At 46.3% G+C, this 26,200-nt stretch carries 23 protein-coding genes; 14 read left to right on the top strand and 9 right to left on the bottom strand.

Annotated elements, in window-relative coordinates; translation table 11 throughout:
- Positions 1–282: 282 nt before the first annotated feature.
- From leuB to DFR28_RS07315, 5 genes are all read left to right on the top strand, one after another.
- Positions 283–1,386: a 3-isopropylmalate dehydrogenase gene (leuB, locus tag DFR28_RS07335; protein ID WP_113953688.1), complete on the top strand. Its 1,104-nt coding sequence runs from the start codon at positions 283–285 to the stop codon at positions 1,384–1,386.
- A 515-nt stretch (positions 1,387–1,901) separates the two neighbouring features.
- Entirely contained in the window at positions 1,902–2,627 is a 726-nt protein-coding gene (locus tag DFR28_RS07330; RefSeq protein ID WP_113953687.1) for a DUF6249 domain-containing protein, read from the top strand.
- 39 nt (positions 2,628–2,666) lie between these two features.
- Positions 2,667–3,227 (top strand): RNA polymerase sigma factor, encoded by a 561-nt coding sequence (locus DFR28_RS07325; RefSeq protein WP_170132010.1) that lies wholly within the window; start codon positions 2,667–2,669, stop codon positions 3,225–3,227.
- Positions 3,224–3,616, top strand: coding sequence for a hypothetical protein (locus DFR28_RS07320; RefSeq protein WP_113953685.1), 393 nt, complete (start codon positions 3,224–3,226; stop codon positions 3,614–3,616). Before DFR28_RS07325 ends, DFR28_RS07320 begins: the two co-directional genes overlap by 4 nt.
- Positions 3,617–3,783: 167 nt before the next feature.
- A complete protein-coding gene (locus tag DFR28_RS07315) occupies positions 3,784–4,683 on the top strand; it encodes a hypothetical protein (RefSeq protein WP_113953684.1) in 900 nt (299 codons plus the stop codon).
- A 185-nt stretch (positions 4,684–4,868) separates the two neighbouring features.
- Here DFR28_RS07315 and DFR28_RS07310 read toward each other — a convergent pair whose 3' ends face one another.
- The 3 genes from DFR28_RS07310 to DFR28_RS07305 form a co-directional block, all read right to left on the bottom strand.
- Entirely contained in the window at positions 4,869–6,704 is a 1,836-nt protein-coding gene (locus tag DFR28_RS07310) for a carbamoyltransferase family protein (protein ID WP_113953683.1), read from the bottom strand.
- A 7-nt stretch (positions 6,705–6,711) separates the two neighbouring features.
- Positions 6,712–6,861, bottom strand: coding sequence for a DUF5989 family protein (locus DFR28_RS19640; RefSeq protein WP_170132009.1), 150 nt, complete (start codon positions 6,859–6,861; stop codon positions 6,712–6,714).
- Positions 6,862–6,965: 104 nt separating this feature from the next.
- Positions 6,966–7,391: a hypothetical protein gene (locus DFR28_RS07305; protein WP_113953682.1), complete on the bottom strand. Its 426-nt coding sequence runs from the start codon at positions 7,389–7,391 to the stop codon at positions 6,966–6,968.
- A 276-nt stretch (positions 7,392–7,667) separates the two neighbouring features.
- Between DFR28_RS07305 and DFR28_RS07300 the strand changes: the two genes are divergently transcribed.
- Positions 7,668–9,299: a long-chain-fatty-acid--CoA ligase gene (locus DFR28_RS07300; RefSeq protein WP_113953681.1), complete on the top strand. Its 1,632-nt coding sequence runs from the start codon at positions 7,668–7,670 to the stop codon at positions 9,297–9,299.
- Positions 9,300–9,337: 38 nt separating this feature from the next.
- On the opposite strand, the gene DFR28_RS07295 is transcribed toward DFR28_RS07300, so the two are convergent.
- Positions 9,338–10,366, bottom strand: a complete 1,029-nt coding sequence (locus DFR28_RS07295) for a LacI family DNA-binding transcriptional regulator (protein WP_113953680.1) — start codon at positions 10,364–10,366, stop codon at positions 9,338–9,340.
- 655 nt (positions 10,367–11,021) lie between these two features.
- Between DFR28_RS07295 and DFR28_RS07290 the strand changes: the two genes are divergently transcribed.
- On the top strand, positions 11,022–12,863 hold the full coding sequence (locus tag DFR28_RS07290) for a sodium:solute symporter family protein (protein WP_113954531.1): 1,842 nt from the start codon (positions 11,022–11,024) through the stop codon (positions 12,861–12,863).
- 2 nt (positions 12,864–12,865) lie between these two features.
- Positions 12,866–14,257, top strand: a complete 1,392-nt coding sequence (locus tag DFR28_RS07285) for a GH1 family beta-glucosidase (RefSeq protein ID WP_113953679.1) — start codon at positions 12,866–12,868, stop codon at positions 14,255–14,257.
- Positions 14,258–14,529: 272 nt separating this feature from the next.
- On the opposite strand, the gene DFR28_RS07280 is transcribed toward DFR28_RS07285, so the two are convergent.
- Positions 14,530–14,745 carry a PA3496 family putative envelope integrity protein gene (locus DFR28_RS07280; protein WP_113953678.1) on the bottom strand — a complete coding sequence of 72 codons (216 nt, stop codon included), beginning with the start codon at positions 14,743–14,745 and terminating at the stop codon, positions 14,530–14,532.
- A gap of 217 nt (positions 14,746–14,962) precedes the next feature.
- Here DFR28_RS07280 and DFR28_RS07275 point away from each other — a divergent pair, with 217 nt between their 5' ends.
- From DFR28_RS07275 to DFR28_RS07265, 3 genes are all read left to right on the top strand, one after another.
- On the top strand, positions 14,963–15,808 hold the full coding sequence (locus DFR28_RS07275) for a LysR family transcriptional regulator (RefSeq protein WP_113953677.1): 846 nt from the start codon (positions 14,963–14,965) through the stop codon (positions 15,806–15,808).
- A gap of 172 nt (positions 15,809–15,980) precedes the next feature.
- Positions 15,981–16,286, top strand: coding sequence for a hypothetical protein (locus DFR28_RS07270; RefSeq protein ID WP_113953676.1), 306 nt, complete (start codon positions 15,981–15,983; stop codon positions 16,284–16,286).
- Positions 16,287–16,571: 285 nt separating this feature from the next.
- A complete protein-coding gene (locus DFR28_RS07265) occupies positions 16,572–17,126 on the top strand; it encodes an energy transducer TonB (RefSeq protein WP_113953675.1) in 555 nt (184 codons plus the stop codon).
- Between the two features lie 138 nt (positions 17,127–17,264).
- Here DFR28_RS07265 and DFR28_RS07260 read toward each other — a convergent pair whose 3' ends face one another.
- The 3 genes from DFR28_RS07260 to speD form a co-directional block, all read right to left on the bottom strand.
- The gene (locus DFR28_RS07260; protein WP_113953674.1) at positions 17,265–18,431 is read right to left on the bottom strand and encodes a type III PLP-dependent enzyme; all 1,167 of its coding nucleotides are present in this window, start codon (positions 18,429–18,431) and stop codon (positions 17,265–17,267) included.
- Between the two features lie 60 nt (positions 18,432–18,491).
- On the bottom strand, positions 18,492–19,352 hold the full coding sequence (speE, locus tag DFR28_RS07255) for a polyamine aminopropyltransferase (protein WP_113953673.1): 861 nt from the start codon (positions 19,350–19,352) through the stop codon (positions 18,492–18,494).
- A gap of 97 nt (positions 19,353–19,449) precedes the next feature.
- Positions 19,450–19,995, bottom strand: a complete 546-nt coding sequence (speD, locus tag DFR28_RS07250; RefSeq protein WP_113953672.1) for an adenosylmethionine decarboxylase — start codon at positions 19,993–19,995, stop codon at positions 19,450–19,452.
- A gap of 569 nt (positions 19,996–20,564) precedes the next feature.
- Here speD and grpE point away from each other — a divergent pair.
- From grpE to dnaJ, 3 genes are all read left to right on the top strand, one after another.
- Positions 20,565–21,182, top strand: a complete 618-nt coding sequence (grpE, locus tag DFR28_RS07245) for a nucleotide exchange factor GrpE (protein ID WP_170132008.1) — start codon at positions 20,565–20,567, stop codon at positions 21,180–21,182.
- A gap of 110 nt (positions 21,183–21,292) precedes the next feature.
- Positions 21,293–23,218: a molecular chaperone DnaK gene (gene dnaK / locus DFR28_RS07240; RefSeq protein ID WP_113953670.1), complete on the top strand. Its 1,926-nt coding sequence runs from the start codon at positions 21,293–21,295 to the stop codon at positions 23,216–23,218.
- Between the two features lie 174 nt (positions 23,219–23,392).
- On the top strand, positions 23,393–24,535 hold the full coding sequence (gene dnaJ, locus DFR28_RS07235; protein WP_113953669.1) for a molecular chaperone DnaJ: 1,143 nt from the start codon (positions 23,393–23,395) through the stop codon (positions 24,533–24,535).
- Positions 24,536–24,746: 211 nt separating this feature from the next.
- Here the strand turns inward: dnaJ and ppnN are convergent, their stop codons facing one another.
- Positions 24,747–26,087 (bottom strand): nucleotide 5'-monophosphate nucleosidase PpnN, encoded by a 1,341-nt coding sequence (gene ppnN / locus DFR28_RS07230; protein WP_113953668.1) that lies wholly within the window; start codon positions 26,085–26,087, stop codon positions 24,747–24,749.
- Between the last annotated feature and the right edge of the window lie 113 nt (positions 26,088–26,200).

Genomic DNA, 26,200 nt, shown 5'->3' with positions numbered 1-26,200 from the left:
TCAGAAGTAAAATAGACGACTGTGAAAAATGTAACTGTACGGTATCTTATCGGGATGCAGAAAACGTGTAAACAGAGACCGATAACAATAGAACTGAGCCATCTTACTGTGACGGTGCTTTTGATTGTGTAAAGCGTGTGAATGGGTATCGTGCTCGGTAACTTGAACGACTCCTTGTTAACGCAGAGCTTGATTGCAGCACTTTTACTCGGCTAGGGTACGCATGGCTAGTTAATTCAGCTAAAATCCATCGCGCGACACAATCAAACTATCAGATAAAACGTGAGTAAATACAAAATCGCTATTTTGGCCGGCGACGGAATCGGTCCAGAAATCATGCAAGAGGGTATTAAAGTCCTCAAAGTCATAGAGCAACGCAATGAGGTCGAATTCGACCTGATCGAGGCGCCTTTTGGTGCTAGTGCATATTTTAGCCACGGCAGTTCCTTTCCTGAGGAAACTCAGCGTTTGGTCGACTTGGCTGATGCTGTCGTTAAAGGACCGATTGGTTTGAGTCATCAAGAGTCAAAAAAAATCCCAGTTGATCAGCAACCTGAGCGGGGAGCACTGCTGCCGTTGCGCAAGCGCCTGAATACCTACGCTAATTTTAGACCGGTCTATTTGCCTAAATCACTTGCCCATTTTTCACCGCTTAAAGCTGAAGTTATTGGTGAAGGTATTGATATCATCATGGTTCGAGAGTTGGTTGGTGGTTTGTATTTTGGCGCCAAGGAGATGGGAGTCAATGACCAAGGTAAGCGTTACGTACGCGAGATGCTTGAATATGATGAAGACCAGATCGCGGCGATATTGCATGAAGGCTTCAAGCTAGCGCAATCACGCAAGAAGGTGTTGCACAATATTCATAAGAGTAATGTACTTAAATCGAGCGTGCTATGGAATGAAGTGCTCGAAGAGATTGCCGGTCAGTATTCTGATGTGACTGTGATTCATACCTTGGTCGACGCGGCTGCGACGGCTTTGTGTTTGAATCCTGGTCAATTTGACGTCATGGTTATGGAGAATATGTTTGGTGACATTCTGAGCGATCAAGGTGGCGGGATATTGGGGTCACTTGGCTTGATGCCGTCGGCGTGCCTCGGTGAAAACGGCAAAGCTTATTATGAACCTTCACATGGTTCAGCACCGGATATTGCCGGACAGCAAATCGCCAACCCCTACTCAATGATCGGCTCTATGGCAATGATGCTGGAATACAGTTTCAATATGGTTGATGAGGCACGCAACGTTTGGGATGCTATGCAAAGTGTCTTTGATGCTGGTTACTCAACGGCGGATCTATCTAAGCCTGGCAGCGGTATCAAGCTACTGAAAACGGCCGATTTCGGCGACAAGGTGGTTCAGCACTTGATGGCGAATAATTAGAACTTGCCGATAGGTTATGGGTAGGCGGCCTAGATTGTTATGACTCATCTGTCTAGGCAGTTAAGCCCTCCATGCTGGTTGTATCGAAGCTAGCAACTATTTTTGTTTCGTTTACGGGCAACCTAACTTGGATTGCCCGTAAATATTTTGGCTTGCGCTTAATCGTTTAGTTCGATCGCGTGATACAAGTCGCATAGTCTTACTCTATCAGTGCCGATATATATTTAAGTTTTTTGATACGGATTGGTGATCTCATTAACGGCTAGATCGCCGCTTTTGCCTAATTAATCGCCTAGAAGTATTGATAGGGAGGTTTACAGCTAGATCGGCCAACGCCGAGATTTTTCTGAAGCACCTCGTGAAAATTCGTTTTAACGAGGTGTTAGGTACGTGTTTTTAATAAAAAGTGGCATTTTTACTAATTTTAGACAAAAAGGTGAATCCGAATGTCTGGTAGACGCATCTAAATCACCAAGAACACAGTAACAGTGTTTAACAACAACTGGAGAATACTCATGAAAAACCTATTTATCGCTTTTGGTCTAGCGGCAATGCTGAGCGGTGCAGCGTCATCCCACGCTCAGGATGCAGACGTCAATATTCCGAAGGCACAAGCCGCAAAAGAGCTAAGCACCGGCTCTGATGTCAATATTGAAGATCTCGACTCTGGAATTCGATTGAACCTCACGATCGACGATGACGAGGAATTGACCACTGATGAAAAATTTGCCTTGGCTCGGAGTGCTATTAAGGAGAAGCTTGGTGAAGAGTTCGCGGATGAATTGAACCGCGAAATAGACGGTTTAACTGACGAAGAGAAAGAGAAGCTAGTATCAGCGATTGAGGACGGTTTTACATTCAACGTCGATGGTGATGGAATTCCGCTCGCTGCGCTACTAATAGCGATTCCTGCGGTGGTTCTAACGCTCGGCATGCCGGTAATCATCGTGCTGTTAGTGCTTTGGTTTGGGCATAAGAAACGCCGTCAACGACTTGAGCTGATTAACCGCTTTCTGGATGCCGGTAAAGATGTGCCACCAGAAATCCTACACACGATTGACAATGACGGTGGCGATTCACTCAAGCGTGGAATCATGTTGACTGGGATAGGGCTTGGAGTGGTAGCTGGGTTTAGCGCGGTAGGCGAGAATACGGTTGCAGGATTCGGCTTAATTCCGATGTTTATTGGTATCGCTAGATTGGTGTATTGGTACTTGGCTGAACGTAAGCACAGCCTTTAGTCCGGGCTTGAATCAGATTAGCGACGTTTAGGCATAATTGTGAATAAATTGGATGAGGCAGTGCTGGTCGAACTTGCGGTAAGCAACAACGATCAGCGCGCATTTACTGAGTTGGTAAATCGGCATCAGTCGAACCTACGTTACTCGATGCGGCAGCTAACTAATTGGAATGAAGATTTAGCCGATGACCTTGCACAAGAAACATTTATTCAAGCTTTTAAAGAGTTGCACCGATTTCGCAAAGAGGCCAAGTTCTCCAGTTGGCTTTACCGTATCGGTTACAACGTTTTTCTACAGCATGTTCGTAAACGTCAACTGGATACTCAATCAATTGATGAGAATCCATATATTGCAAATCAAATCGCGGAAGCTCCGCACGGTGAGGAAGACTCACCGCTGCATCAAAAGGTTGCCAAATTGTTAGCTATGTTAGAGCCAGAAAGACGCTCCGTGTTACACTTGTTATTACACAGACAGAATACACAGCAGGAAATTTCAGATATTATGGGAATTCCACTGGGAACTGTGAAAACTCATATCAATCGCGGCCGAGCGGCGTTGCAACAAAGTTTGCACGGCTGGCAGGAGAAAACAGCATGACTGATAAAATTGAAATTGCAAACGCTACACTGGACGACAAGTCATTCAGCGAGTTAGCTATGGGCGCAGACGCTCTTGATGCATTGTTCAGTGATGCACGAGAATCGGCACCTAATTTTGCGTCAGACAATTTCACTAAAATGGTGCTCAACTCGATACCTGAAGAGCCGGTTAGACGCAAGGCCTCTGGTGTGTCATTTGAGTTGATTGGTGTGCTTGTCGGTTTGGTGATTGCTTATTTCATGATCGATTTTAATAGCTTGATCAGAGGCTTTATCGCAATGATGCCGCATTCGATTACACTGTCGCCCATGCATATGCTGATTGCCTTAGGTGGTATAAGTGCCATGTCGGTAGCCGCCTGGTGGGTTGTTGAACGAAGTCGTTGAGTTTACAAGGATTGGTGTAGGTTAAGTTCGGCGAGAATAGAAAGAAATTGTGACGGCAGGCGTTATTCGCTTGCCGTTTTTTTCGTTGGGCATGGTTGGATACTTTGGAGCTAAACCAGATGATTTGGATAGCTATCTACTTTTACTCAGATATTTTTTTATAAAGCATGAAACTAATTCAATCCGCATTAATCGTTGCCGGGCTACTATTCTCGACCACAGCTCTAAGTCAAACGAATCGTGTCTCAGGAACAGTTGATCTACCTGCAGGTATTATTGTTAGTCAAGATGAACTTGTGTTTGAAGTGTCAACTGACCCATTGTCGATCATTTTGACCGATGATGGTGAGCTAGAGACCTCAACGACTGTAACGATTGCTAGATTTTCTCGTTCAGCAAATTATTCTATTCTATTGAAAGATGATGCCTCATCTGAGGATCCAGATGCGCCCGACTACGAAGATTTCCGTTTGCGGTTTGAGTGCATCAGTGGTTGTACGTCATCATTACCGTTAACCACCGCCGGATTTTGGGATACTTCTAAAGGTGTGGTTGACGAGCTCCAAGCAGAGCTTTTTCAGTTGGCTAGCAGTCCGGTTGACGATGACGGCGTTATCACGGTAGATATCGCGTTGGAACGTGCCGATATGTACTCCGGGACTATTCGTTTACCGGACGGTGTGGCGGCGGATGGCGATGAGGAGATTGAGCTAGTATTGACCGGTGCTGCGCTTTCGAATAAGCCCGTGTTCAGTCAAATGATGTCGGCTAGCAAAGATCAAACTGCATTTCCTTTTCTGCTGGGCGTGCCGCGGTTATCGAATATTAGTGGCTGGAATGTACAACTGAAGTGTGAAACTTGCCCAGAAGGGGTTCTCAGCGATCCACAGTTCCCGACCACCGCCGCAGGTAACCCGTTGTCGTTCACCGATGGTGAAAGTTTTCTTTACCGTAAGTTTGATAGTTTTATAAATATGGAACTGACCTTTATTGACGGCGACGGAGAATTAGCCGATAAATCGGCATCGATATTGGGAGCGCTTAGTTTGCTGTTGTTGGAAGGCTAATGCTGGCTAACTGACCGAGCAGGAATAAATTGATTGTGTTGGTCAGCTGATTGGATCTTGCATGACCATTTTGGGTCTATGGCGATCTAAAATACCGCAATTTATAGTGAGCAACTACTGCAGTATCGTGTTTCGTCTCGGCTTTTCACATGGGGCTGATGAAGCTCAGCCCCTTGGTTAACAGCTTAATCTAAGCTGAATTCATTCTTATAGTCTTTTGCCAAAGACGCGTCTTGTTCGCTCTTATTGAGCGTGAACTGGCCAATGGATAGTAGATCCATCTCCGTGCCCATAAAGCAATTAAACGCGTCCTCCGGCGATCCGACGATAGGTTCTCCGCGAACATTGAAACTAGTGTTTACTACTAGAGGGCAGCCGGTTTTCTTGTCGAATTCTGAGATTAGCTGATGATAACGTGGATTGGTTTCACGGTGCACTGTCTGAATTCGCGCTGAATAATCGACATGTGTAACGGCCGGAATTTCTGAGCGTGGTACGTTGAGCTTTTCAATTCCGAACAATGATTGTTCAGTATCTGACATGGATAGTCGTTTATCTTGTTTTACCGCATCAACCAGCAGCATGTAGGGGCTTGACCCAGATAGCTCGAAGTAGTCATTCACACGTTCAGCTAAAATTGACGGGGCAAAAGGCCGAAATGATTCGCGATACTTGATCTTCAGGTTCAAGTTTTTTTGCATTTTTGGGGAGCGAGGGTCACCGAGAATTGAACGTCCGCCTAGCGCACGTGGGCCAAACTCCATTCGCCCTTGGAACCAGCCAACTACTTTTTCGTCGGCTAACGCGGTGGCCGTTGCTTCTATCATGGCATCGCGGCTTTGGTGTTCGGTGAATTTTGCGCCAATCGCGGTTAGACTCGCGCGGATTTCGTCATCGCTGTATTCGCGGCCTAGATAGCTGCCCTGCATATTATCGTTAGCCTGCACCACGCGCGGAACATCATGGTAGAGGTGCGCTAGAGCTTGCGCCGCACCAAGTGCACCACCGGCATCGCCGGCTGCTGGCTGAATCCAGACGTTGTCAAAATAACCGGATCGTTGAAGTTTGCCATTTGCAACGCAGTTGAGCGCTACGCCGCCTGCCAAGCAAATATTTTTTATGCCGGTTTCGGCCGACAGTGATTTGGCTAGCTTGAGAACTATTTCTTCAGTGACGGCCTGTACTGAAGCCGCGATGTCCATATGGAATTGCTCTAGTTCATCCTCAGGTACTCGTGCGGGGCGACCAAACAGCTTTGCGAATTTGTCATTGGTCATGGTCAAGCCAGTGCAATAGTTAAAATAGCGTTGGTCTAACCGATACGAGCCGTCTTCCTTTACGTCAATGATGTGCTGTAAAATTAAGTCTTTATATTTAGGCTCGCCGTAGGGGGCTAAGCCCATTACTTTGTATTCACCAGAGTTCACTCTGAAGCCGGTGTAATATGTGAACGCTGAATACAACAAGCCCAGCGAGTGCGGAAAGTGTATTTCTTTTACAATCTCAAGTGAGTTTCCGCGGCCGATTGCCATTGACGTTGTTACCCATTCCCCAACGCCATCCAAGGTGAGCACAATCGCTTCTTCGAATGGTGATGGGAAAAATGCACTGGCAGCATGGCTGAGGTGATGCTCAGAGAACTTAAGGCGATTTTCCCAGTCATACTCGGTGCCTAAATGCGCCATTGTTTCGCGGATGATCTTTTTCTGGAAAAGTTTCTCTTTGACCCACAAAGGCAGAGCTGATCGAAATGATTGAAATCCCCGAGGAGCAAAGGCAACGTAAGTCTCCAGTAATCGCTCAAATTTAACAAAGGGCTTTTCAAAGAACACGACATTGTCGACTTCATTCAAAGTCAGGCCAGCCTCCTGTAGGCAATACTCAACCGCATTGATGGGGAAGGCTGCATCGTGCTTCACTCGAGAAAATCTTTCCTCTTGAGCTGCGGCGATAATTTTTTCACCGTCAATAATTGCGGCTGCGCTGTCGTGATAAAAGGCCGAAATGCCGAGTATGATCATGGGTAGGCTAAAATAGAGTGTAAATGAACGGTGCAAGTGGGGAGCCTTGGGCAAAGATCACCAAACCACCAAGTAATAGAGCAAAGACCATAATGGGCAATAGCCAAAATTTCTTGCGTACCTTCATGAATTTCCAGAGTTCTTTAATTAGTTCCATTGTTGGTTCCTTGTGTCGCGCTCAGCGTAATGTACATGCCAAGGCTTATTGATTGCGGTTGTCGACGTTAGCTTTCGTATGTTAGTTGCGTAAGATGGGGCGCTCTAAAATTGGTTGTCGAACGAGTCTTTAGTCACTAGGTGAGTCTCGCGCGCTATCCAGTATGAGTCCGCTGCTGGGTCTAATTTTCGGTGCATGGGGTCTTTGCCCAGTAGCCGCATAATTAGGCCAGTTGGCAGCACCGTGCCAAAGAATACTAAGCCCATAAAAATAGGATTAGTGATTTTATGCATCACCAAGCCAAACTTCTGAAACAGAGTATTGAGTGGCGTCAATAATGTCGGCAGTAACAGTGCTGACAACGCCATAAGGCCGGATAAGATCGCAGCCCAAATAGTTATAGAATTGCCATTTATTAAGGGAATTAGAGCTATCACCGCGAATATCCCAGCAAAGATTAACCCAAAGGTGCGGTTTTCAAGTGCTTTGGCGGTGGGGCTGGTGGCGGCGGCTTTGTGCTCTATAGGCATAATTTGAGGTCCGTATTAGCTTGTATGCAGATCGACGTGAAGACGGAAGGTATCGTAAATCAACCGGTTTGCAAAGGGCTGTCCCGCATGTTTTTTCGTGCTCTTTCGGGGCGTTGTAGCAGAATGTTTCTTTGGACTCGTAGTTTAGGCTGAAATTGCGTCTTCGATACGCAAATTACACACAAGTTTAGGTACCGTGATAACATCAAAACTCAATAATAAAACGTGGACTGACAACAGTCCCTTACGATGACAATCCAATATTAGGAGGCTTAAATGCTTGGATTAATGATGGACGAGCAGCTCACTATTACCGCGTTGATGCGGCACGGTAGAGCTATTAATGGGGACAGTGAAATTGTCTCCGTTACCCACGACAACCCTCGTCATGTATACACACAAGCTGAGTGCTACGATCGTGCAGGTCAGTTGGCCAACGCTCTACAACAGCTAGGTGTTAAGCAAGGGGAGGTGGTTGGCACCTTAGCTTGGAACGATTACCGTCATATGGAAGTCTATTACGGCGTTGCTTGCAGCGGGTCAGTGTGTCACACGATTAATCCGCGCTTATTCCCCGAGCAATTGGTTTACATCATTAATCATGCCGAAGACCAATACTTACTTGTCGACCCGATGTTCTTGCCTTTACTTGAGGCCATATCAACCTCGATTCCAAACGTAAAAGGCTTTATCGTGATGTCCGACGAAGCTTCTATGCCTGACACTACCTTAGAGTCTGTTTACTGTTATGAAACGTTGCTGGCTGAGCAGTCGGCAGATTTTGAATGGCCTGAATTGAATGAAACTACCGCATGTTCGTTGTGTTACACCTCGGGCACTACCGGAAACCCTAAAGGTGTGTTGTACTCGCACCGTTCATTGGTGCTGCAGTCCTATGCTTGTTGCTTAAGCGACGGTATGGGGTTGGGCGCCCACGATGTGGCATTACCGATTGTGCCTATGTTTCATGTAAACGCTTGGAATATGCCTTACTCAGCGGCACTGGCTGGCTTTAAACTTATTTTTCCTGGATCCAAAATGGGCGATGGTGAAACCCTGCATCGGCTGATCTCTGAAGAAGGCGTGACGTATGCGGTTGGCGTGCCTACGGTTTGGTTGGCATTGTTAACTTACTTGAAAAAAGCTGGTAAGACAGTTGAATCTCTGCAGCGTGTCGGTGTTGGCGGCTCGGCTTGCCCGCTCAGTATTATGCATGATTTTGAACAAAATCATGGGGTTACCACGGTAACCGGTTGGGGGATGACTGAAATGGCTCCGCTAGGTACCTTCAATGCCCCTAAGCATCCGCGATCACATTATAGCGATGCCGAATACGACCAGCTTCGCGTTCGGGCCGGGCGACCAGTGTTTGGTGTGTCGATGAAGATTGTCGACGAAAATGATGTTGAGCAGCCCTGGGATGGCGTCGCGTTCGGCGCGCTTAAGGTTAAAGGACCTTGGGTTGTTGAGCGGTACTTTAAACATGATGATTCCGCTTTGGATAGCCAAGGTTGGTTCGATACTGGTGACGTGGCAAGTATCAACCCAGATGGCAATATGGTTATTACTGACCGCACCAAAGATGTTATTAAGTCTGGCGGCGAGTGGATATCGTCAATCGATCTGGAGAATTGCGCGGTAGGTCATGAAGCGGTCGCCGAAGCGGCGGTTATTGGTGTTGTTCATCCTAAATGGGATGAGCGGCCTTTGTTGATTGTTGTTAAAGAGCCCGGGGTTGAGGTGTCGCCTCAGGAAATTCTTGATTTCATGGATGGCAAGGTCGCAAAATGGTGGATGCCTGAAGAAGTCGCTTTTGTTGATGAGCTTCCGCACACAGCAACCGGCAAAATTCATAAGATGAAGCTGCGTGACCAGTTTGCTGACTACCGGTTTTCAGATAGCGTCTAAGCGGGCTTACTGCATATACGGATAAGTTTGATGATGGCTCAGCGAAGTCTTGCTGAGCTATCTCGCACCATTAGTTCGTGCGGTAGAATGTGTTTCGGATTGTCGAGAGGCTCACAATCAATAATATCCAGCAATATATTCGCGCAAGTTCGGCCAATCTCTTCAACAGGCTGACGGATAGTGGTTAGCGTCGGCGATAAATATTCAGCAAAACGAATGTCATCAAAACCAACCACAGACATATCTTGAGGCACACTAAAGCCGTGTCTTTTTAACGTGGCGATACAACCTAGTGCCATTTCATCGCACATGCAAAAGATCGCAGTGGGGCGGTTTTTAGCCAATAAAATAGTTTCCGTGACTCGCACTCCAGCCTCTAGCGTGTACTCGCCCTCATGTATTAAATCAGCGGTTAGCTCCACGCCGGCGTTTTCCAACGCTGCTTTATAGCCTTCCAAACGTTGTTGTGAACTTGGAGATTCTGGGTCGCCTGTAATTACTGCGATTTTTTTGTGGCCTAATGACAATAAGTGTTCCACCGCGTCGCGCCCTGCCTGCACATTGTCGATTGAGACCCAAGGGATTGTGCTGGTGTCTATCAGTGACGATTCAGCAAACTCACAGGAATTCACTAGTGGTGGCAACACAAAGTGCTCAGAGGCGAGGTCGCGATCTTCGAAGGGTAGGCGGTGCGAGAGAACGATAATGCCATCGGCTTGTCGTGACTTTACCATGCTGCCGTAGACTAACTCTCGAGACCTCAACCCTTGTGTATCACCAAACAGAACCGAGTATCCGCGATCTGCGGCGGCGCGCTCGAGAGATTGAATTACTCCTGAGTTAAATGTATCGCTGATGTCTGGAATAATGGCAATTATGTTGCCTGACTTAGAAGTGCGCAAACTGGCGCCGAGTCTATTTGGGCTGTAGCCGATCTCAAGTGCAGCGGCCTGTACCTTGTCGCGCATTTTTTTTGACACTCGACTCGGATTACTCAATGCGCGAGAAGCTGACGCGGTAGATACGCCAGCAATTTTGGCGAGCTCCTTGATTCCGATTTTTGCCATAGACTTACTAAGTGGGTTGACGAGTTTGTTTCGCAAGACTCTAACAGGATTTCGGTGGGGAAGAAATAACAGACGTGAGGACTTCGCTCGGTTTGACCGAATTGCAGGCGATTCTATTGGTAAAAATGGAAACGATTTCCTTATTTTGACTTTGGTGAGGTGAAAAAGGTCCTCTCTGTACAGTGGATGGGCATAGATATTGCCGCTAAATAGCGAAGGTCGCAAATTAGTTAATAGGCAATTTGTACGAAATTTCGAGATATTAGGGTGGGCGATTCACGATTTACACTCGGTAAAATTCGCTCTGATATTGATCGCTGTGGCTTTATTGTCACTGGAGTTTTAGTGTTAATAATCTTTTTTAAGTGATTGAAAATAAATAAAAATAAATGGTCACATTTGTTTTCTCTAAAGCGCCAGGCTAAGGCTGTTATTGACGGAGTTGAAGACTTATTTCTTATGGCTGAGGTGGGTTTAGCTTGGTTCGTCTAGATCCGAATTTAACATCTAGTTGAAAATAATTTTTATTAAGCTGGAAATGTTAGCGGCTATTAAGCGATAATGGTAAACGATTACCTTAACTAAATTATAATTATAAAAATATAGGGCTACGGTTGGCTTGTTTAGCAAGCTGTACGTCCTGCCGGAGATTTGGATGCAACTATCAATGCTGGATTTTTCGATTATCGTAGCGTATTTGCTCGCTACGGTAGTGATTGGATTAGTGCTAAAGAAGCGCGCCGAAAGATCAAAGAAAGACTATATGTTGGGGGGCAATAAGCTGCCTTGGTATATGCTCGGTTTGTCGAACGCGTCGGGTATGTTTGATATCTCCGGCACCATGTGGCTTGTCACTCTATTGTTTGTTTACGGGCTCAAGAGCGCTTGGATTCCATGGTTATGGCCAGTGTTCAACCAGATCTTTTTGATGGTCTTTTTGTCGATGTGGTTACGTCGTTCGAATGTCTCGACTGGTGCTGAATGGATTGGCACGCGATTTGGCCATGGTACCGGCGCACAATTATCCCACACCGTGATCGTGGTATTTGCGATCCTGCTTGGTCTTGGCTATTTAGCCTATGGCTTCATTGGGGTCGGTAAATTCGTAGAGATATTTTTACCATGGGAAGTCGTTTCGGCGTATTTGCCGTTTTCCGTCTCGCCTCAATATGTGCCGCATTTCTACGGAGTGGTGCTAACCTGTTTCGCTGTTTTCTATTCGGTGCTGGGCGGCATGATGAGTATTGTTTGGGCCGATGTGATTCAGTTTGTGTTAATGGCTATAGCGGCAATTGTAATCGGTGTTATAGCCATGAATGCGTTGGGAGATCAGTCCTTATTGGTTCCTGATGGTTGGTTGACGCCATTTTTTGGAACCAGTTCATCGCTTGATTGGGGGCGTATTATCCCAGAGGTTAACGACAAAATCGTGAGCGACAATTTTGGAATCTTTCATATCTTTTTCATGATGATGATTTTCAAAGGTGTGTTGGTCAGCATGGCGGGGCCTGCGCCGAATTACGACATGCAGAAGATATTGTCCACTAAATCCCCACGCGAAGCAGCACTAATGAGCGGCTCGGTGAGCTTGATTTTAATGCCACTAAGGTACTTCATGATCGCCGGATTTGGGGTTTTGGCCGTGTTGAATTTTGACAAGCTAGATTTGATGGTGAACGGGCAGATCGATTTCGAGCAAATATTGCCATCAGCGATTAACGAATTTGTTCCTTCAGGTGTGCTTGGCCTGTTGTTGGCTGGCTTATTAGCGGCCTTTATGTCAACTTTTGCCGGCACGCTTAACGCTACGCAGGCGTACTTGGTTAATGATATCTACCTGAAGCACATTAACCCTGAAGCCAATGCTAAAACTATAACGAGAATCAACTGGAGCGCCGGATTGCTCATGGTCTCGGTCAGTATTGTATTGGGATTCTTTGCTGGCAACGTAAACAATATTTTGCAATGGATCGTGTCGGGCCTATACGGCAGCTACGTCGCCGCTAATGTATTAAAGTGGTACTGGTGGAGATTTAATGGCACTGGTTTTTTCTGGGGTATGGTTGGCGGATTAGTCCCGGCGTTAACGTTTCGATATATCTTCGAAGGAGTATTTGACCTTTATACATTCCCGTTGATGTTGTTGCTCGCGGTAATTGGTTGTATAGCCGGCACCTTATTGACCAAGCCGGTGGACGATGAAACGCTAAAAGCATTTTACAAAAACGTAAAACCCTGGGGCTTTTGGGGGCCGATTCGCGACAAGGTGATGGCTGAAGACCCGAGTTTTGCGCCAAATGATAATTTTAAGCGCGACGCGTTTAACGTATTTATTGGGGTTATTTGGCAGACCTCATTGGTGATTCTACCGATATTTATTGTCCTTAAATCAGGTTTGCCGTTAGTTGTTACTGCCGGTATCGCGATTGTCAGCACTATCGTGCTCAAAAAGACATGGTTCGACCGATTGCCGCAAGATGTTGTTAAAGGAGCATAACCATGTCGCTAATTAATCGATTTCCTGATGACTTTATATGGGGAACCGCTACGTCGGCTTACCAAATCGAAGGCGGTGCAAATCAAGGCGGCCGAGGCCGGTCAATTTGGGATGCTTTTTGTGACATTCCGGGCAATGTTGTTAACGGTGACAGTGGCGAGCAAGCCTGCGATCACTTTCATCGCTTCGCCGAAGACGTGAAACTCATGGCGAATATGGGCGTCGGCGCATATCGTTTTTCTATCTCGTGGCCTAGGTTGTTACCAAACGGCACGCGCGACAATGTAAATCAAGCCGGTATTGATTTTTACAATCGCTTAATTGATTGCTGTTTGTCGCATGGCATTCAGCCGTGGGTTACACTCTATCATTGGGATCTGCCTGATGACCTGCAGACATCAGACGGTGGTTGGATGGGCGAAAAGACTTCTGGTCTATTTGCTGACTATGCGCAATTGTGTTTTGAGCAGTATGGCGATCGAGTTAAGCACTGGATCACCATTAACGAAGCCTGGGTCGTCTCGGTGTTGGGTCATGGCCAAGGTGTGTTTGCGCCTGGGCATAGCTCAAATTCCGAGCCATACCAAGTTGCTCACAATTTGTTATTAGCGCATGGTAAAGCCGTAAAAATCTATCGTGAACAATTTCAATCGACTCAAGGTGGAGTGATTGGCATTACTAATAATTGTGATTGGCGCGAGCCGTTAACGAATGATCCGCAAGATCATGCTGCAGCGCAGCGCGCACTTGAGTTCTTTTTAGGTTGGTTTGCCGATCCGATTTATTTGGGAGATTACCCTCAAGCAATGCGCGATAAGGTTGCAGATCGGTTGCCAGAAATGACTCCCGAGCACAAAGCACTAATACAAGGTTCTTCTGATTTTTTTGGTCTTAATCATTACACCACGATGCTTGCATCGGAGTCTGACGGTGACGTAAAGGATCAAAATGTTTACGGCAACGGCGGTTTATCTGAAGACCAAGGGATTGATCTGACGGTTGATAAAGACTGGGAGAAAACCGACATGCAGTGGGCCGTCGTGCCGTGGGGTTGTCGTAAACTATTAGAGTGGATAGCCGCTAGATATGATAATCCCGCGTTATATATTACCGAGAATGGTTGTGCTTATGATGACGAACTTGTAGATGGCAGTGTCAACGATCAGCGACGAATTGACTACTATGCGAGCTACTTAGAGGAGTGTGCAAATGCTATTGACAACGGGGTTAATCTAAAAGGCTATTTTGCATGGTCGCTGTTGGATAATTTTGAATGGGCGCAAGGATACCAAAAGCGCTTCGGATTACACCATGTCGACTTCAAAACATTTAGGCGAACGCCTAAAAACAGCGCTTTATGGTTCAGCAAAATGTTAAAGCGTAATCTTGATTGAGAAGCCTAATTTTGATTTATTATTTAGTACCATCCATGGAAGGTAGGTAGTTTGGATCGGTGTCTGGGTTAAACAGCGGCTCCCAAGTTGTGACGGAGCCGCTTTTCACACCGTGGCCGCGATTGCTGGTGAATGTAATTGCTTGTAGCCGGTAGATAGGTCTAATTGACGATAGCCAGTCATCAGCTAAACCTGATCTAGTTATTACCTAATTAGCCGTCAAAGTTATACACGTGGTGTGTGTGTAGCTAGTGTCGACGTCTAACTGTACGTTACGCTTCTAAGTGGTAGTCGTTGATCCATCGAGCAAGCTCTCGATCTTCGTTGTACCTTTCAATTTGTCGTCTAGCATCACGCTTGCGTTTGCTACTTTTTCGGCTATCCTTCTTTTCAAACTGTTCGAAGAACTGGTCTTCAGACATGTCTTCAAAATCGCCGAACAACAATTCTTCGCTTTGATGGTCGGATTTTGAGCTGTGTTTGCGCATGATATGCGACTCCGTTGTGTAGTTAGAAAGTTAAAACTAGTTAGGATGTTTAGATGCGACATCATTATAAATGTGGCTTATAAACAAGGCTTAACGTCACACTAATTATTGGACTATGATATGACTATGTAAAAAGAATTATTTTTATTGTCACGATCAATATCTTTGTTTGTCATGCCCAGTCACCTAGCCAAATTTGAGAGCACCGCACTGCTAAATGGATATTAATGCTTTTAAGACCTTTCTCGAAGTAGCCAAGACTCGACATTTTGGGCGGGCGGCGAATAACCTGTGTGTCACGCAGTCGGCTGTGAGTGCACGTATCAAGGCGCTGGAAGAGAGTCTAGGTGCTGAGTTATTTATTCGTGAGAGAAGCAATATCCATTTGAGTCCGAGTGGTGAAGCGCTGGTGATTCATGCCAGTAGCATTGTGGATATGTGGAATCGTGCACGTCAGGAGGTTAGTCTGCCGAATGGTATGCAATACAGTTTGAACGTTGGTGGTTTACCTGGATTGTGGGATATCTTACTGCAAGACTGGTTGAATCAAGTGTTGTTAGCTCAACCTGATTTGGCAATGAATGCTGACATTTATAGCGCCGATGTGTTGGTTGAAAAGGTTCTTAACCGTTCGATAGACTTGGCATTCTTTTACGATGCGCCACACTCACCGCAACTCACATCCCAGATCTTTAGTAAGATAAATTTGCGCTTAGTTTCGTCTAACCCTGATGTGTCGATCGACGATGCAATACAAGACCGTTATATTTACGTCGACTGGGGAACCTATTTCGGCGTGCAACATGCGGCTGCGTTTCCGAGCTCATCGATCGCCAAGCTGTATACCAGCTCTGGTCGTATCGCATTTGAGGCGATCAAGGCGAATGGTGGGGCGGCCTACCTTGCCGAGCCAATGGTGCGTTCAGCGGTTCAGCGTGGTGAGATTAGCTATGTCGCCGATGCTCCGGTATTTGAACGAGCAGCCTATGCGGTGTTCCATCAAAGTAGCAATAAGGCTGAGTTTGTTACCCAACTCTTACAAGACTCATTAATGCAAGATTAAGCCCAGCGTAGTTTGAATTTTGCCTTAATGCGTGTTTGCTAAAGCGATGCTCTGGTTACTGAGAGGCATTGCTTTTGCGTTACCACATACCTTTAACTAGTGATTAATTGCGCTGTATCATAGCGCGAAGCATGGTATAAAAAGATTGATCGGTACTCAACCCTTTCTCCGAATGCTCGAATACTACACGCCACATTTTATTACTGCCGTATCACTATTTCTATCGGTTTACCTGCATGCCAAACCAGGCTCCGTCTATTGGAAAGCTTCGCTAATATCGGGTTTGATCACCGCAGCATTGGCCACACTGGTCATTTTTGCACTGCACGACAATTATTTGCAGCTAGTTGAGCCGATTTCCTTGTTTGACCACACGAGTTTAATCGTGACGGTTGCCGCTCTGGGTTTTGGCTATGGCTTTGTGATGGCGCTTTTAGTTGGTTATGTGCTGATTTTTGCTCCTTCATTCTTCGATTAGATAAAACCTTTCGACAATTTTTTGCCGCTAACACTGTAAATAGACACGGATTGTTGTCGCTTTCGGAATGAATCCTTTATAAGGACTGTCTCTAAGTTTCTGATATTTAACAAACATAATTTCTCTTCTTTTTTTGAATCCAAAGCCACTGACTTTGCATCTAAGTATGTAAGAGCAAGTGATTGTTCGGCACGCGATCAAAGTGAAGCAGCTCGTCGTCGAACCTATTTGTAAATGATATCCGTGCAGTTATGCACAATCAGTGGAAATGAATGAGGAGTAAGTATGTTGAAATTAGATTCGACGGTGGTGAAATCTGCCTGTATTACCATAATGGTATTAATTGGTGCTGAAGCGATGGCAGCGGAAAAATTTCGCATTTACGGTGATAAAGTGACTGGCTCTCGAACTCGGCCGATCGAAGTAGAATCGGCAATCCCCTTCAATAAAAGCTATCAAGCATTGAGCGCGGAGCAGAAAGCTGCGTTCCGAGCTAACTACGGCATTCTGAAAGAAACTGAGCAGCCGCCATACCCCAAAAAAGGTACGAAGGATATTTATAAAGCCTTGATTAATGCGAATAAGGCGATCGGCATGCCGGGCAAGTTGTTCTTAATCGCCAATGTTAGCGAACAAGGTAAAGTGATAAATATTGCTGTATATAACAGTCCTGATGAGCGTATTACAAACATTGCTACTGCGGTTGTTGGGGCAACTGATTTTGACCCTGCAGTGTGTGATGGAACTCCTTGTCAGATGGAGTTCCCATTCGAGTTTGACCTTCGAGTCCTCGAGCGTGAAGAAGTTGATGCCATGCGGCGACTCAGAAGGGCTGGGTAATATTTACCTCTGAATTGTGCAGTAGCCGATGCCTGACTAAACGTGAGGCATATTTGGCCCCGATCATGGATTTCATGGTCGGGGTATTTTTTTATATAGCAGGCACTTACTGTTTAAGCTTGCCCGGTATTATCGCATTCAGTCATTAATAACGATCAGTTTTGCGTCTGGAATTGAGTTGAAGCGGGTTTTAGTCGCCGCGGTGTAGGCCCCCATTTGATGACCAATAAGTAAGTCGCCAATTTCTAATTCTGGCATTGAAATATTCTCGGCAACCACGTCGATACTGTCGCAAGTCGGGCCCGCAATAATGCTAGGGTAGTGCTCGCCATCGCGGAACACTTCTAGTGGGTAGATCGCATGGTCAAAAAGCTGGCCTGAATAAGAACCGTATATGCCGTCATCCAGATAATACCAATGATACCCGTTGCGCTTAGATTTTCCGGCGACCGTAGTAACGCTGGTAACAGCGGGCGCAATTAAATAGCGGCCTGGCTCGGCAATCAGGTGCCAATCTTGGGGTAGTTGCGCAAGCGCAGCTCTGATCGGCGCACAAAAAGCGTTGATGTCGATTCCTTGTAACTCGTAGTCGGCAGGGAATCCACCACCAATATCTAATATGCTTAGAGGTTTATTGGCGGTAGCATTGATTTCTTGCATTAGTTGATGGCATTTTTCGATCGCCTCGACATGCTTGCTGGCGTCGGTACATTGAGAACCAACATGAAACGATAAGCCCTTAATATGAATGCCTAAGTCGTCGGCGTCCTTTACCAATTGCTCAACTTCTTCTGGGGCGCAACCAAATTTTTTGGATAAATCTACCATGGCTGCAGCGCTTCGAAAGCTAACGCGCAGCAGCACGCCAACGCGAGAACGATAAGGCACTAGTTTCTTTAGCTCGTGTAAGTTGTCTACCACAAACGTAGTGGCGCCAAAGCGTAATGCGTCACGGATTTCCTGATCCTTTTTGATCGGGTGTGTGTGAATCGTACGCCGCCCTGATATTTTGTGTGCTAGTAACAGGTTCATTTCGCCAGCTGATGCAATGTCAAACCCGCCGCCTAACTGGTCTATTACATGGATGATTTCCGGGTCCGGATGCGCCTTAACGGCATAATATAGATCTACCTCCGGAAGCGCGGATTGTAAGGCTTTAAATTGATTGCGTAGAACTTGAGCGTTGAAGATCAATAGTGGTGAGCCATGTATGGCAACCTGCTGCCGATAAAATTCGGCTGACGCATTGTCTGGTTCTGCGTTGATCAGCAGGGGCCGTTGGTCAATTTTTTCATTCGGCAGCATTAGTAACTCCCATTGGTAGGATTCATTAGACTTATCGACCGCTGTTGATGCTCAACGTGACTAAGCTTTACCAATAGCGCGTTTGACGTATTGGGGTAGGGCAAACGAAGCTAGGTGGATCGCGGGGTTGTAGTATTTTGTGTTGAGTTCGAGTGCTTGAAAGGACTGCTCGATCGCGCTTTCAGTTCGATGACCGGCTGCGTGGTTATTGGTCCCCCATGCGAAGGTCATGAAACCGCCGTAGTAAGTCGGGATTGGTGCGCAATAAAAGCGCATATCAGAGAAATGTGCGCCCATTCTTGCGTGAGTGTTTTGAATTTCATCTTCTTGGAAGAATGGCACTCCATTTTGCGTCACCATAATGCCTTCGTTGGTTAGGCAGTTCTTTGCATGCGCATAAAAATCATTAGTGAACAGAACTTCGCCTGGCCCGATTGGGTCAGTGCTGTCTGAGATGATTACATCAAATTTTGGGTTGTCGCTGTCGGCATATTCTTTTACAAAATCGAAGCCATCTGCGATTACCAAGTTTAGTCTCTCGTCATCGTAGGCGCCCGCTGAATGATTTGGCAGGTATTCTATTGCCATGTCTACAACGGCCTGATCAATTTCGACTTGAGTTACATGCTCAACTGGGTGTTTCAGAACCTCACGAATCATGCCGCCGTCGCCGCCGCCAATGATTAACACGCGCTTTACTGATCCATGTGCCAAGATGGGCGTGTGGGCGAGCATTTCGTGATAGATGAACTCATCGGCTTCAGTGGTTTGCACTACGCCGTCTAAGGTCATAACGCGACCTAATTGGGCGTTATGAAAAATCATTAAGTGCTGATGGTCAGTCTTATTCTCAAAATACATTTTGTCGATACGATATTCTTGGCATACCGCGTCGTACAGAGTTTCTTTAAAGTGCTTCATAGTTTCTATCGCTACTTAGTTGCTGGCGCTATTGATTAGGCGAGTAGTTGGTTCGTTAGCCGCGCTTGTTCCACGCAGTGACTTCATCGCGTGCGTATTAGAGATCGTTAGCCGGTTCGATGTGCTCAATATTTGCACCGCGTAGGTGCTCTGACACATTGATATTAGCCGGCTTAAATGCGTCGCGGAGCACCGGTATGGTAGCTTCCGGTTGCGCGTCGCCGCACATAAAAACATCAAATGCCGCAAAGTTTCGTTCCGGCCAAGTGTGTACGCTAATGTGAGACTCGGCAAGTACCGCGACCCCTGAAATACCACCATTGGGTGTGAAGTGGTGTAGATGGATATGCAGCAGAGTTGCGCCAGCCACGTCAACCGCTTTGCGTAGCGCCTGCTCCATTAGCTCTAAGTTGTCTAAGTTTTTGGCGCCCCATAAATCCAGAATAATATGCGTGCCGGCAAACTCTACGCCGTTGCGAACGATAAAGTGATCAGCGGTATGGCTGGAATCAATTTCGGTTTGATTATGGGTTGGCCAGTTGCACTGCACAGCATTGGAGCTGGAGTCAATTTGGTTAGTATTCGATTGAACAGGTAGAGCGCCAGCGTTGACGGTGGCGCAATTAACAGTTTCGAGCGTCATCGACACATCCTCGTAAAAACAGCGGTGATAAAAAAGCTAACGCGTTTCTTGGCGGAATGGTTGGCGCTGCATAGTGCGGCCAATAGACGATCCAATAACGCGCAATTAGCGACGTAACATAAAAACCCCAAGGGTTAAAAAAGTGCCGACATTCTAATTTCTTTCTGATAAAACACAAGTCATTTTTGATCGATGTTTTTATCTCTATTTTCACGTATTTCTGGTGACTCGGGAGGTGGCTTGAAACAGGTCTCGCTATTTAGCGTATGCGGTGTTCTAGCTTGAGTGAGGTTGGGCTTCGTTCAATGGGAATACGACTGAATTTTGCGCTATAGATGATGTCAGTAGATCGATCGCGCCAAGGCTAGGCAAGGTTAGCTAAAGTGGTGAGATGTGTGATGCTGAGTTTACAAGCTTTCAGCCGGATCAGTGCTGTATTGACTCAGCGATAATGTATTACGGCGGTACAGTCGATAGAAAATATTGATCAAAATTCGATCAATATGCTTGATCTACCTAATTCAATCCCCATAATTCACGCATTCATTTCGATGCTTAATTTTAGACTTATGACCGATCAAAAGAAAACAGACTTAGACCAAGCTAGTGCCGCCAATGCTGACACGCAGGCGGGGACTGACAATCAACCAGATGTAATGGTGGATGATCAAGTAGACCAGAGTGCAGGGGAAGGAGCGCAGGATGCTCCGCAGCCCGGCAGCGTCGAGTCTGAACTTGAGGCTGCTCAGATTGAGGTAGCGAATCTGAAGGATGCATTTTTACGTGCGAAAGCAGAAGAAGACAATGTGCGTCGTCGTGCAGAGAAAGAAGTCTCGAACAGTCGCAAATTTGCTGTTGAAGGGTTTGCTAAGGAGATGCTCAATGTTTATGACAGCTTAAAGCTTGCGGTTGCCGTGGAGCTTGCTGACGATGCCGATGATGCGATTAAAAGCGTGCACGAAGGAGTGAACATAACCTTGAAGCAATTACAGGCTGGCTTCAGTAAATTCTCGATCAGTGAGATTGTGCCAAATGTTGGTGACAAGCTTGACCCAAATCTGCATCAAGCGATGAGTTTAGTGGAGTCTGCTGATGTCGCCTCTGGCTGTATTTTGAATGTCATTCAAAGTGGCTTTCAGTTGCATGAGCGATTATTACGACCAGCGATGGTAGTGGTAGCTAAATAGCGACACTTTTCATCAAAAATCGTCACTTTAGAGCAGCTTGACGGTTGAATTCACAAATATGAGCCCTACTACTCAGGGCAGAACAACTTTATTATTTGAGGTAATACAAAATGGGCAAAATTATTGGAATCGATCTGGGTACCACTAACTCTTGCGTTGCGGTAATGGATGGCGACAAGCCACGCGTTATCGAGAACAGCGAAGGTGATCGCACGACGCCTTCGTATGTTGCATTCGCTGATGATGGCGAAGTATTAGTAGGCCAACCTGCCAAACGTCAATCTGTTACTAATCCAGCGAATACGCTGTATGCCGTCAAACGACTAATCGGTCGTAAATTTGACGAAGAAGTCGTGCAGCGCGACAAAGATCTAATGCCGTACAAAATCGTTAAGGCGAAGAATGGCGATGCTTGGGTAGAAGCGAATGGCAAAGCCATGGCGGCACCTGAAGTGTCGGCACGGGTACTGCAAAAAATGAAAAAAACTGCCGAGGAATTTCTTGGTGAAGAAGTCACTGAAGCCGTAGTGACTGTACCGGCTTACTTTAATGACGCTCAACGCCAAGCAACGAAAGATGCAGGCAAGATCGCTGGCCTAGACGTTAAGCGTATTATTAATGAGCCAACAGCTGCTGCACTAGCCTACGGTATGGATCAAAAAACCGGTGACCGTAAGATCGCCGTGTATGACCTTGGTGGTGGTACCTTTGATGTGTCAATTATTGAGATTGCTGACATCGATGGTGAGCACCAATTTGAAGTGTTGTCGACTAACGGAGACACCTTCCTAGGCGGTGAAGACTTTGATAATCGCATTATTGATTATCTTGCCGACGAATTTAAGAAGGATCAGAACATCACCCTTAAAGGCGATGCATTAGCCATGCAGCGCTTAAAGGAAGCGGCTGAAAAAGCTAAGATTGAACTGTCTTCTAGTTCGCAAACCGAAATTAATTTGCCTTACATCACGGCCGATGCAACAGGTCCAAAACACTTGGTGCTTAAGTTGTCACGTGCCAAGTTGGAGTCATTAGTTGGCGACCTAATTAAGCGCACTATTGATCCTTGTAAAATGGCTTTAAAAGACGCCGGCTTGTCTGCCAGTGAAATCGATGATGTAATTTTGGTTGGTGGTCAAACACGTATGCCGAAAGTACAAGAAGCGGTACAAGAGTTCTTCGGAAAAGAAGCGCGTCGCGATGTTAACCCAGATGAAGCTGTTGCGATGGGCGCAGCGATTCAAGGTGGTGTATTAGGTGGCAATGTCAAAGACGTTTTGTTGCTTGATGTGACGCCATTGACGCTTGGTATTGAGACTATGGGCGGTGTTCGCACAGCCTTGATCGATAAAAATACAACGATCCCAACTAATGCGAGTCAAGTGTTTTCAACTGCTGAAGACAACCAAAGTGCGGTTACTATTCACGTGCTTCAAGGTGAACGTGAGATGGCTGCTGGTAATAAGTCATTGGGTCGATTTGACTTGTCGGATATTCCGCCAGCGCCACGTGGTGTGCCACAGGTTGAAGTGACTTTTGATATTGATGCCAACGGTATTATGCACGTTTCGGCAAAAGATAAAGCGACTGGCAAAGAGAACAAAATCGTGATCAAATCGAGCTCAGGTCTGAGTGATGAAGAGATTGAAGCGATGATTTCAGATGCTGAAGCACACGCTGAAGAAGATGCCAAGGCGAAAGCATTGGTTGAAGCGCGTAATCAGGCCGAGTCGATGGTTAATGGTGTTAAGAAAACCATGGAAGATGCTGGTGACAAGCTTGATGCTAGCGAAAAAACTGCTATCGAAGCGGCGATTGCTGAAGTTGAAGAAGCGGTTAAGTCCGACGATGTTGATGCGATTAACGCCAAAACCGAAGCGCTGATGCAAGCTAGCCATAAGCTTGCAGAGCAGATGTACGCTCAAACTCAAGGTGCTGAAGGCGCAGATGCGGCTGATTCGGGCGCGGCTCAAGACGACAATGTCGTCGACGCTGAGTTTGAAGAAGTAAACGATGACGAGCGTAAGGATGCCTAAACGGCGGACGTAGCACGTTCAAGTTAAGCTTGGGTACATATGTCGCAGGCAAGCAAGTAACGCTTGGTTTCTACTAAAGTACCTAAGGACCATCAACCTCCGCTTATTGGCGGAGGTTGTTGTTTAAACTGGGTCTAAATTGACGCTGCGGCGTTTCCAAATATTGTAAGTATTATGGCAAAACGAGATTATTACGAAGTATTGGGTGTATCAAAGTCGGTCGATGAGGCGGAGTTAAAGAAGGCCTACCGTCGGTTGGCAATGAAGCACCATCCAGATCGCAACCCCGACGATACCGAGGCTGAGGCTAAATTTAAAGAAGCGAAGGAAGCCTATACAGTACTTTCTGATGGTGAGAAGCGTGCTGCGTATGATCAGTTTGGTCATGCTGCGTTCGAAGGTGGTATGGGCGGTGGTGGCGCTGGCGGTTTTGGCGGTGGAGCCGGCGGCTTCGGTGATATTTTTGGTGATATGTTTGGCGATATTTTTGGTGGAGGCGGCGGTGGTCGTCAGCGCCAACGTCGCGGTGCCGATCTGCGATATAACTTAGAGCTTTCTCTCGAAGACGCCGTCAAAGGTACTGAAGTTAATATTACTGTTCCGCGAATGTCGAACTGTAAAACCTGCTCGGGATCTGGCGCTAAGCCCGGCAGTTCACCAAGCCAGTGTGGTACTTGTCATGGGCAAGGCCAAGTTCGAATTCAGCAAGGTTTCTTTTCAGTACAGCAAACTTGCCCGCAGTGTCACGGCAAAGGCACAGTGGTCAGCGATCCCTGTGGCGACTGTCATGGACAAGGCCGAATTAAGGAAAACAAGAAGCTGTCAGTAAAAATCCCAGCTGGTGTGGATGAAGGCGATCAGATTCGTCTCTCTGGTGAAGGTGAGAGCGCCGGTAGTGGTGGCGTTAATGGCGATTTATATGTTTCAGTTGTGCTCAAAAAGCATGCGATTTTCACTCGTGAGGGCGTTGATCTGCATTGCACTGTGCCGATTAGCTACGCTACCTTGGCGCTCGGCGGTGAGTTGGAAGTGCCGACCTTAGCTGGACGAGCTAAATTGAAAGTGCCAGCAGGAACGCAATCTGGAAAGATGTTTCGTCTACGCGGTAAAGGCGTTAAAAATGTTCGCAACGCCGGATTTGTCGGCGACTTATACTGTGAGGTGGTTGTTGAAACCCCGGTTAATCTTACTAAGCGTCAGAAGGAATTACTGCAAGAGTTCGATGCAACGCTACATGATGGTGGCAGTAAGCATAGTCCGCAAGAAAACTCTTGGTCGGACAAAATTAAATCGTTTTTTGATGATTTAGTCACCTAAAAGCGGCTGTGTGATTTGAGTAACTAAACTCATTAAAAAGCCCGTCAATTGACGGGCTTTTTATTTGATAATAAATGCGTAAAAACTTTAAGTTGTTTTCTTAAGAGTTTGATATTTAAAGAATGTTCTTAAATTTTCTATAATGTTATACAACGCTCAGTTTGTAATAGCGCTGTGATTAAATATCGGTCAACCGACTATTTTCAGTGGATTACTTTAAGCGATAACAAGGTGTGTACTCGCCGGATAATTTCATGCGGCGTTGTTCTACAAAGCTAGCAAGCAGGGCATCTAAAGCGCTCATGATCTCTTGATCACCATCCAATTGATACGGGCCATTTTTGGCAATGGCGTCTATTCCATTAGGCTTAATGTTGCCAGCAACGATGCCTGAGAAGGCGCGTCGTAAATCGGCGGCAAGATGCGCAGCTGGCTGATCTTTCTTTAGGTTCAGTGCTGCCATATTTGCATGAGAAGGGATAAATTCATGCTGAAAAGACTCATCAATGGTCAATGACCAGTTATAGAAAAACGCGTCGTCTAGTGCTCGACGGTTTTTGTATACCTTCTTCATCTGCCGAGCCATATGGTTAGCAACTTCAATGGGGTCATCGATTACGATGCGGTAGAGTGATTGCGCATCGGGTCCTATGGTGGCGCCAATAAACGCATCCATTTGATCGAAGTAGGCGCGGCTTTCGGCTGGCCCGGTGAAAACTAGTGGCAAGGTCACACCGCGATTCTTTTCGTGCAGCATAACGCCGAGAATATACAGAATCTCCTCGGCGGTACCGGCACCACCTGGGAATACCACAATGCCGTGTCCCATGCGCACAAACGCTTCCAAGCGTTTTTCGATGTCTGGCATGATAATAAGTTCATTGACCACGGCATTTGGAGCCTCGGACGCGATAATTCCTGGTTCGGTAATGCCAATATATCTTGGATCTGAAATGCGTTGCTTAGCGTGTGCTATTGCCGCTCCTTTCATGGGGCCTTTCATAGCGCCGATGCCACAGCCGGTGCAGATGTCGAGCTCTCGCAAGCCTAGTCGATAGCCGACTTCTTTGGTGTAATCATACTCAGTCTTATTGATTGAGTGACCGCCCCAACAAACGATCATATTTGGGCGTTTGCGTGGTTTTAATGCACGAGCATTGCGCAGCGTTTTGAACACCATGTCGGTGATTGTCTCGCCACGTTGCTCCCACACTTCAACTTGGTCCTGTAGGAATACAATGTCTCGTAATACTGCAAACAAATGATTTCTAATACCCGCGATAATGCTGCCGCCAACAAAAGCGTTGGCCGGAGCATTAATGAGTTTGAGTTTAACGCCGCGTGCTGAGCTCATTACTTCAATATCGAAGTCAGAGTGGGCTGCGAGTAGCTCATGACCATCGTCGCTATTAGCGCCGGTGCTTAAAACGGCTAGTGCGCAATTGCGGAATAGGGTTTGGTAGACATTGTTGCTGGAGCGATGTAGCTCAGCGATTTCACTTTTTGATAAGACATCTAAGTGTCCGTGTGGGGTAATTATTGCGTTAACCATTTTTTACTACATCCTAACTAGGTTGGCTGTTTGCGAACAGTTGATCTGTGAATTAAACAGCGATTTGAAACCAAAACTGGCCATAAAAAAGGCTGTCCGTAGACAGCCTTTTC

The sequence above is a fragment of the Arenicella xantha genome (genome assembly GCF_003315245.1).
Lineage (GTDB): Bacteria > Pseudomonadota > Gammaproteobacteria > Arenicellales > Arenicellaceae > Arenicella > Arenicella xantha.
Note: the sequence above shows the minus strand (reverse complement) of the source record. Positions and strands in the feature narration are given on the sequence as shown.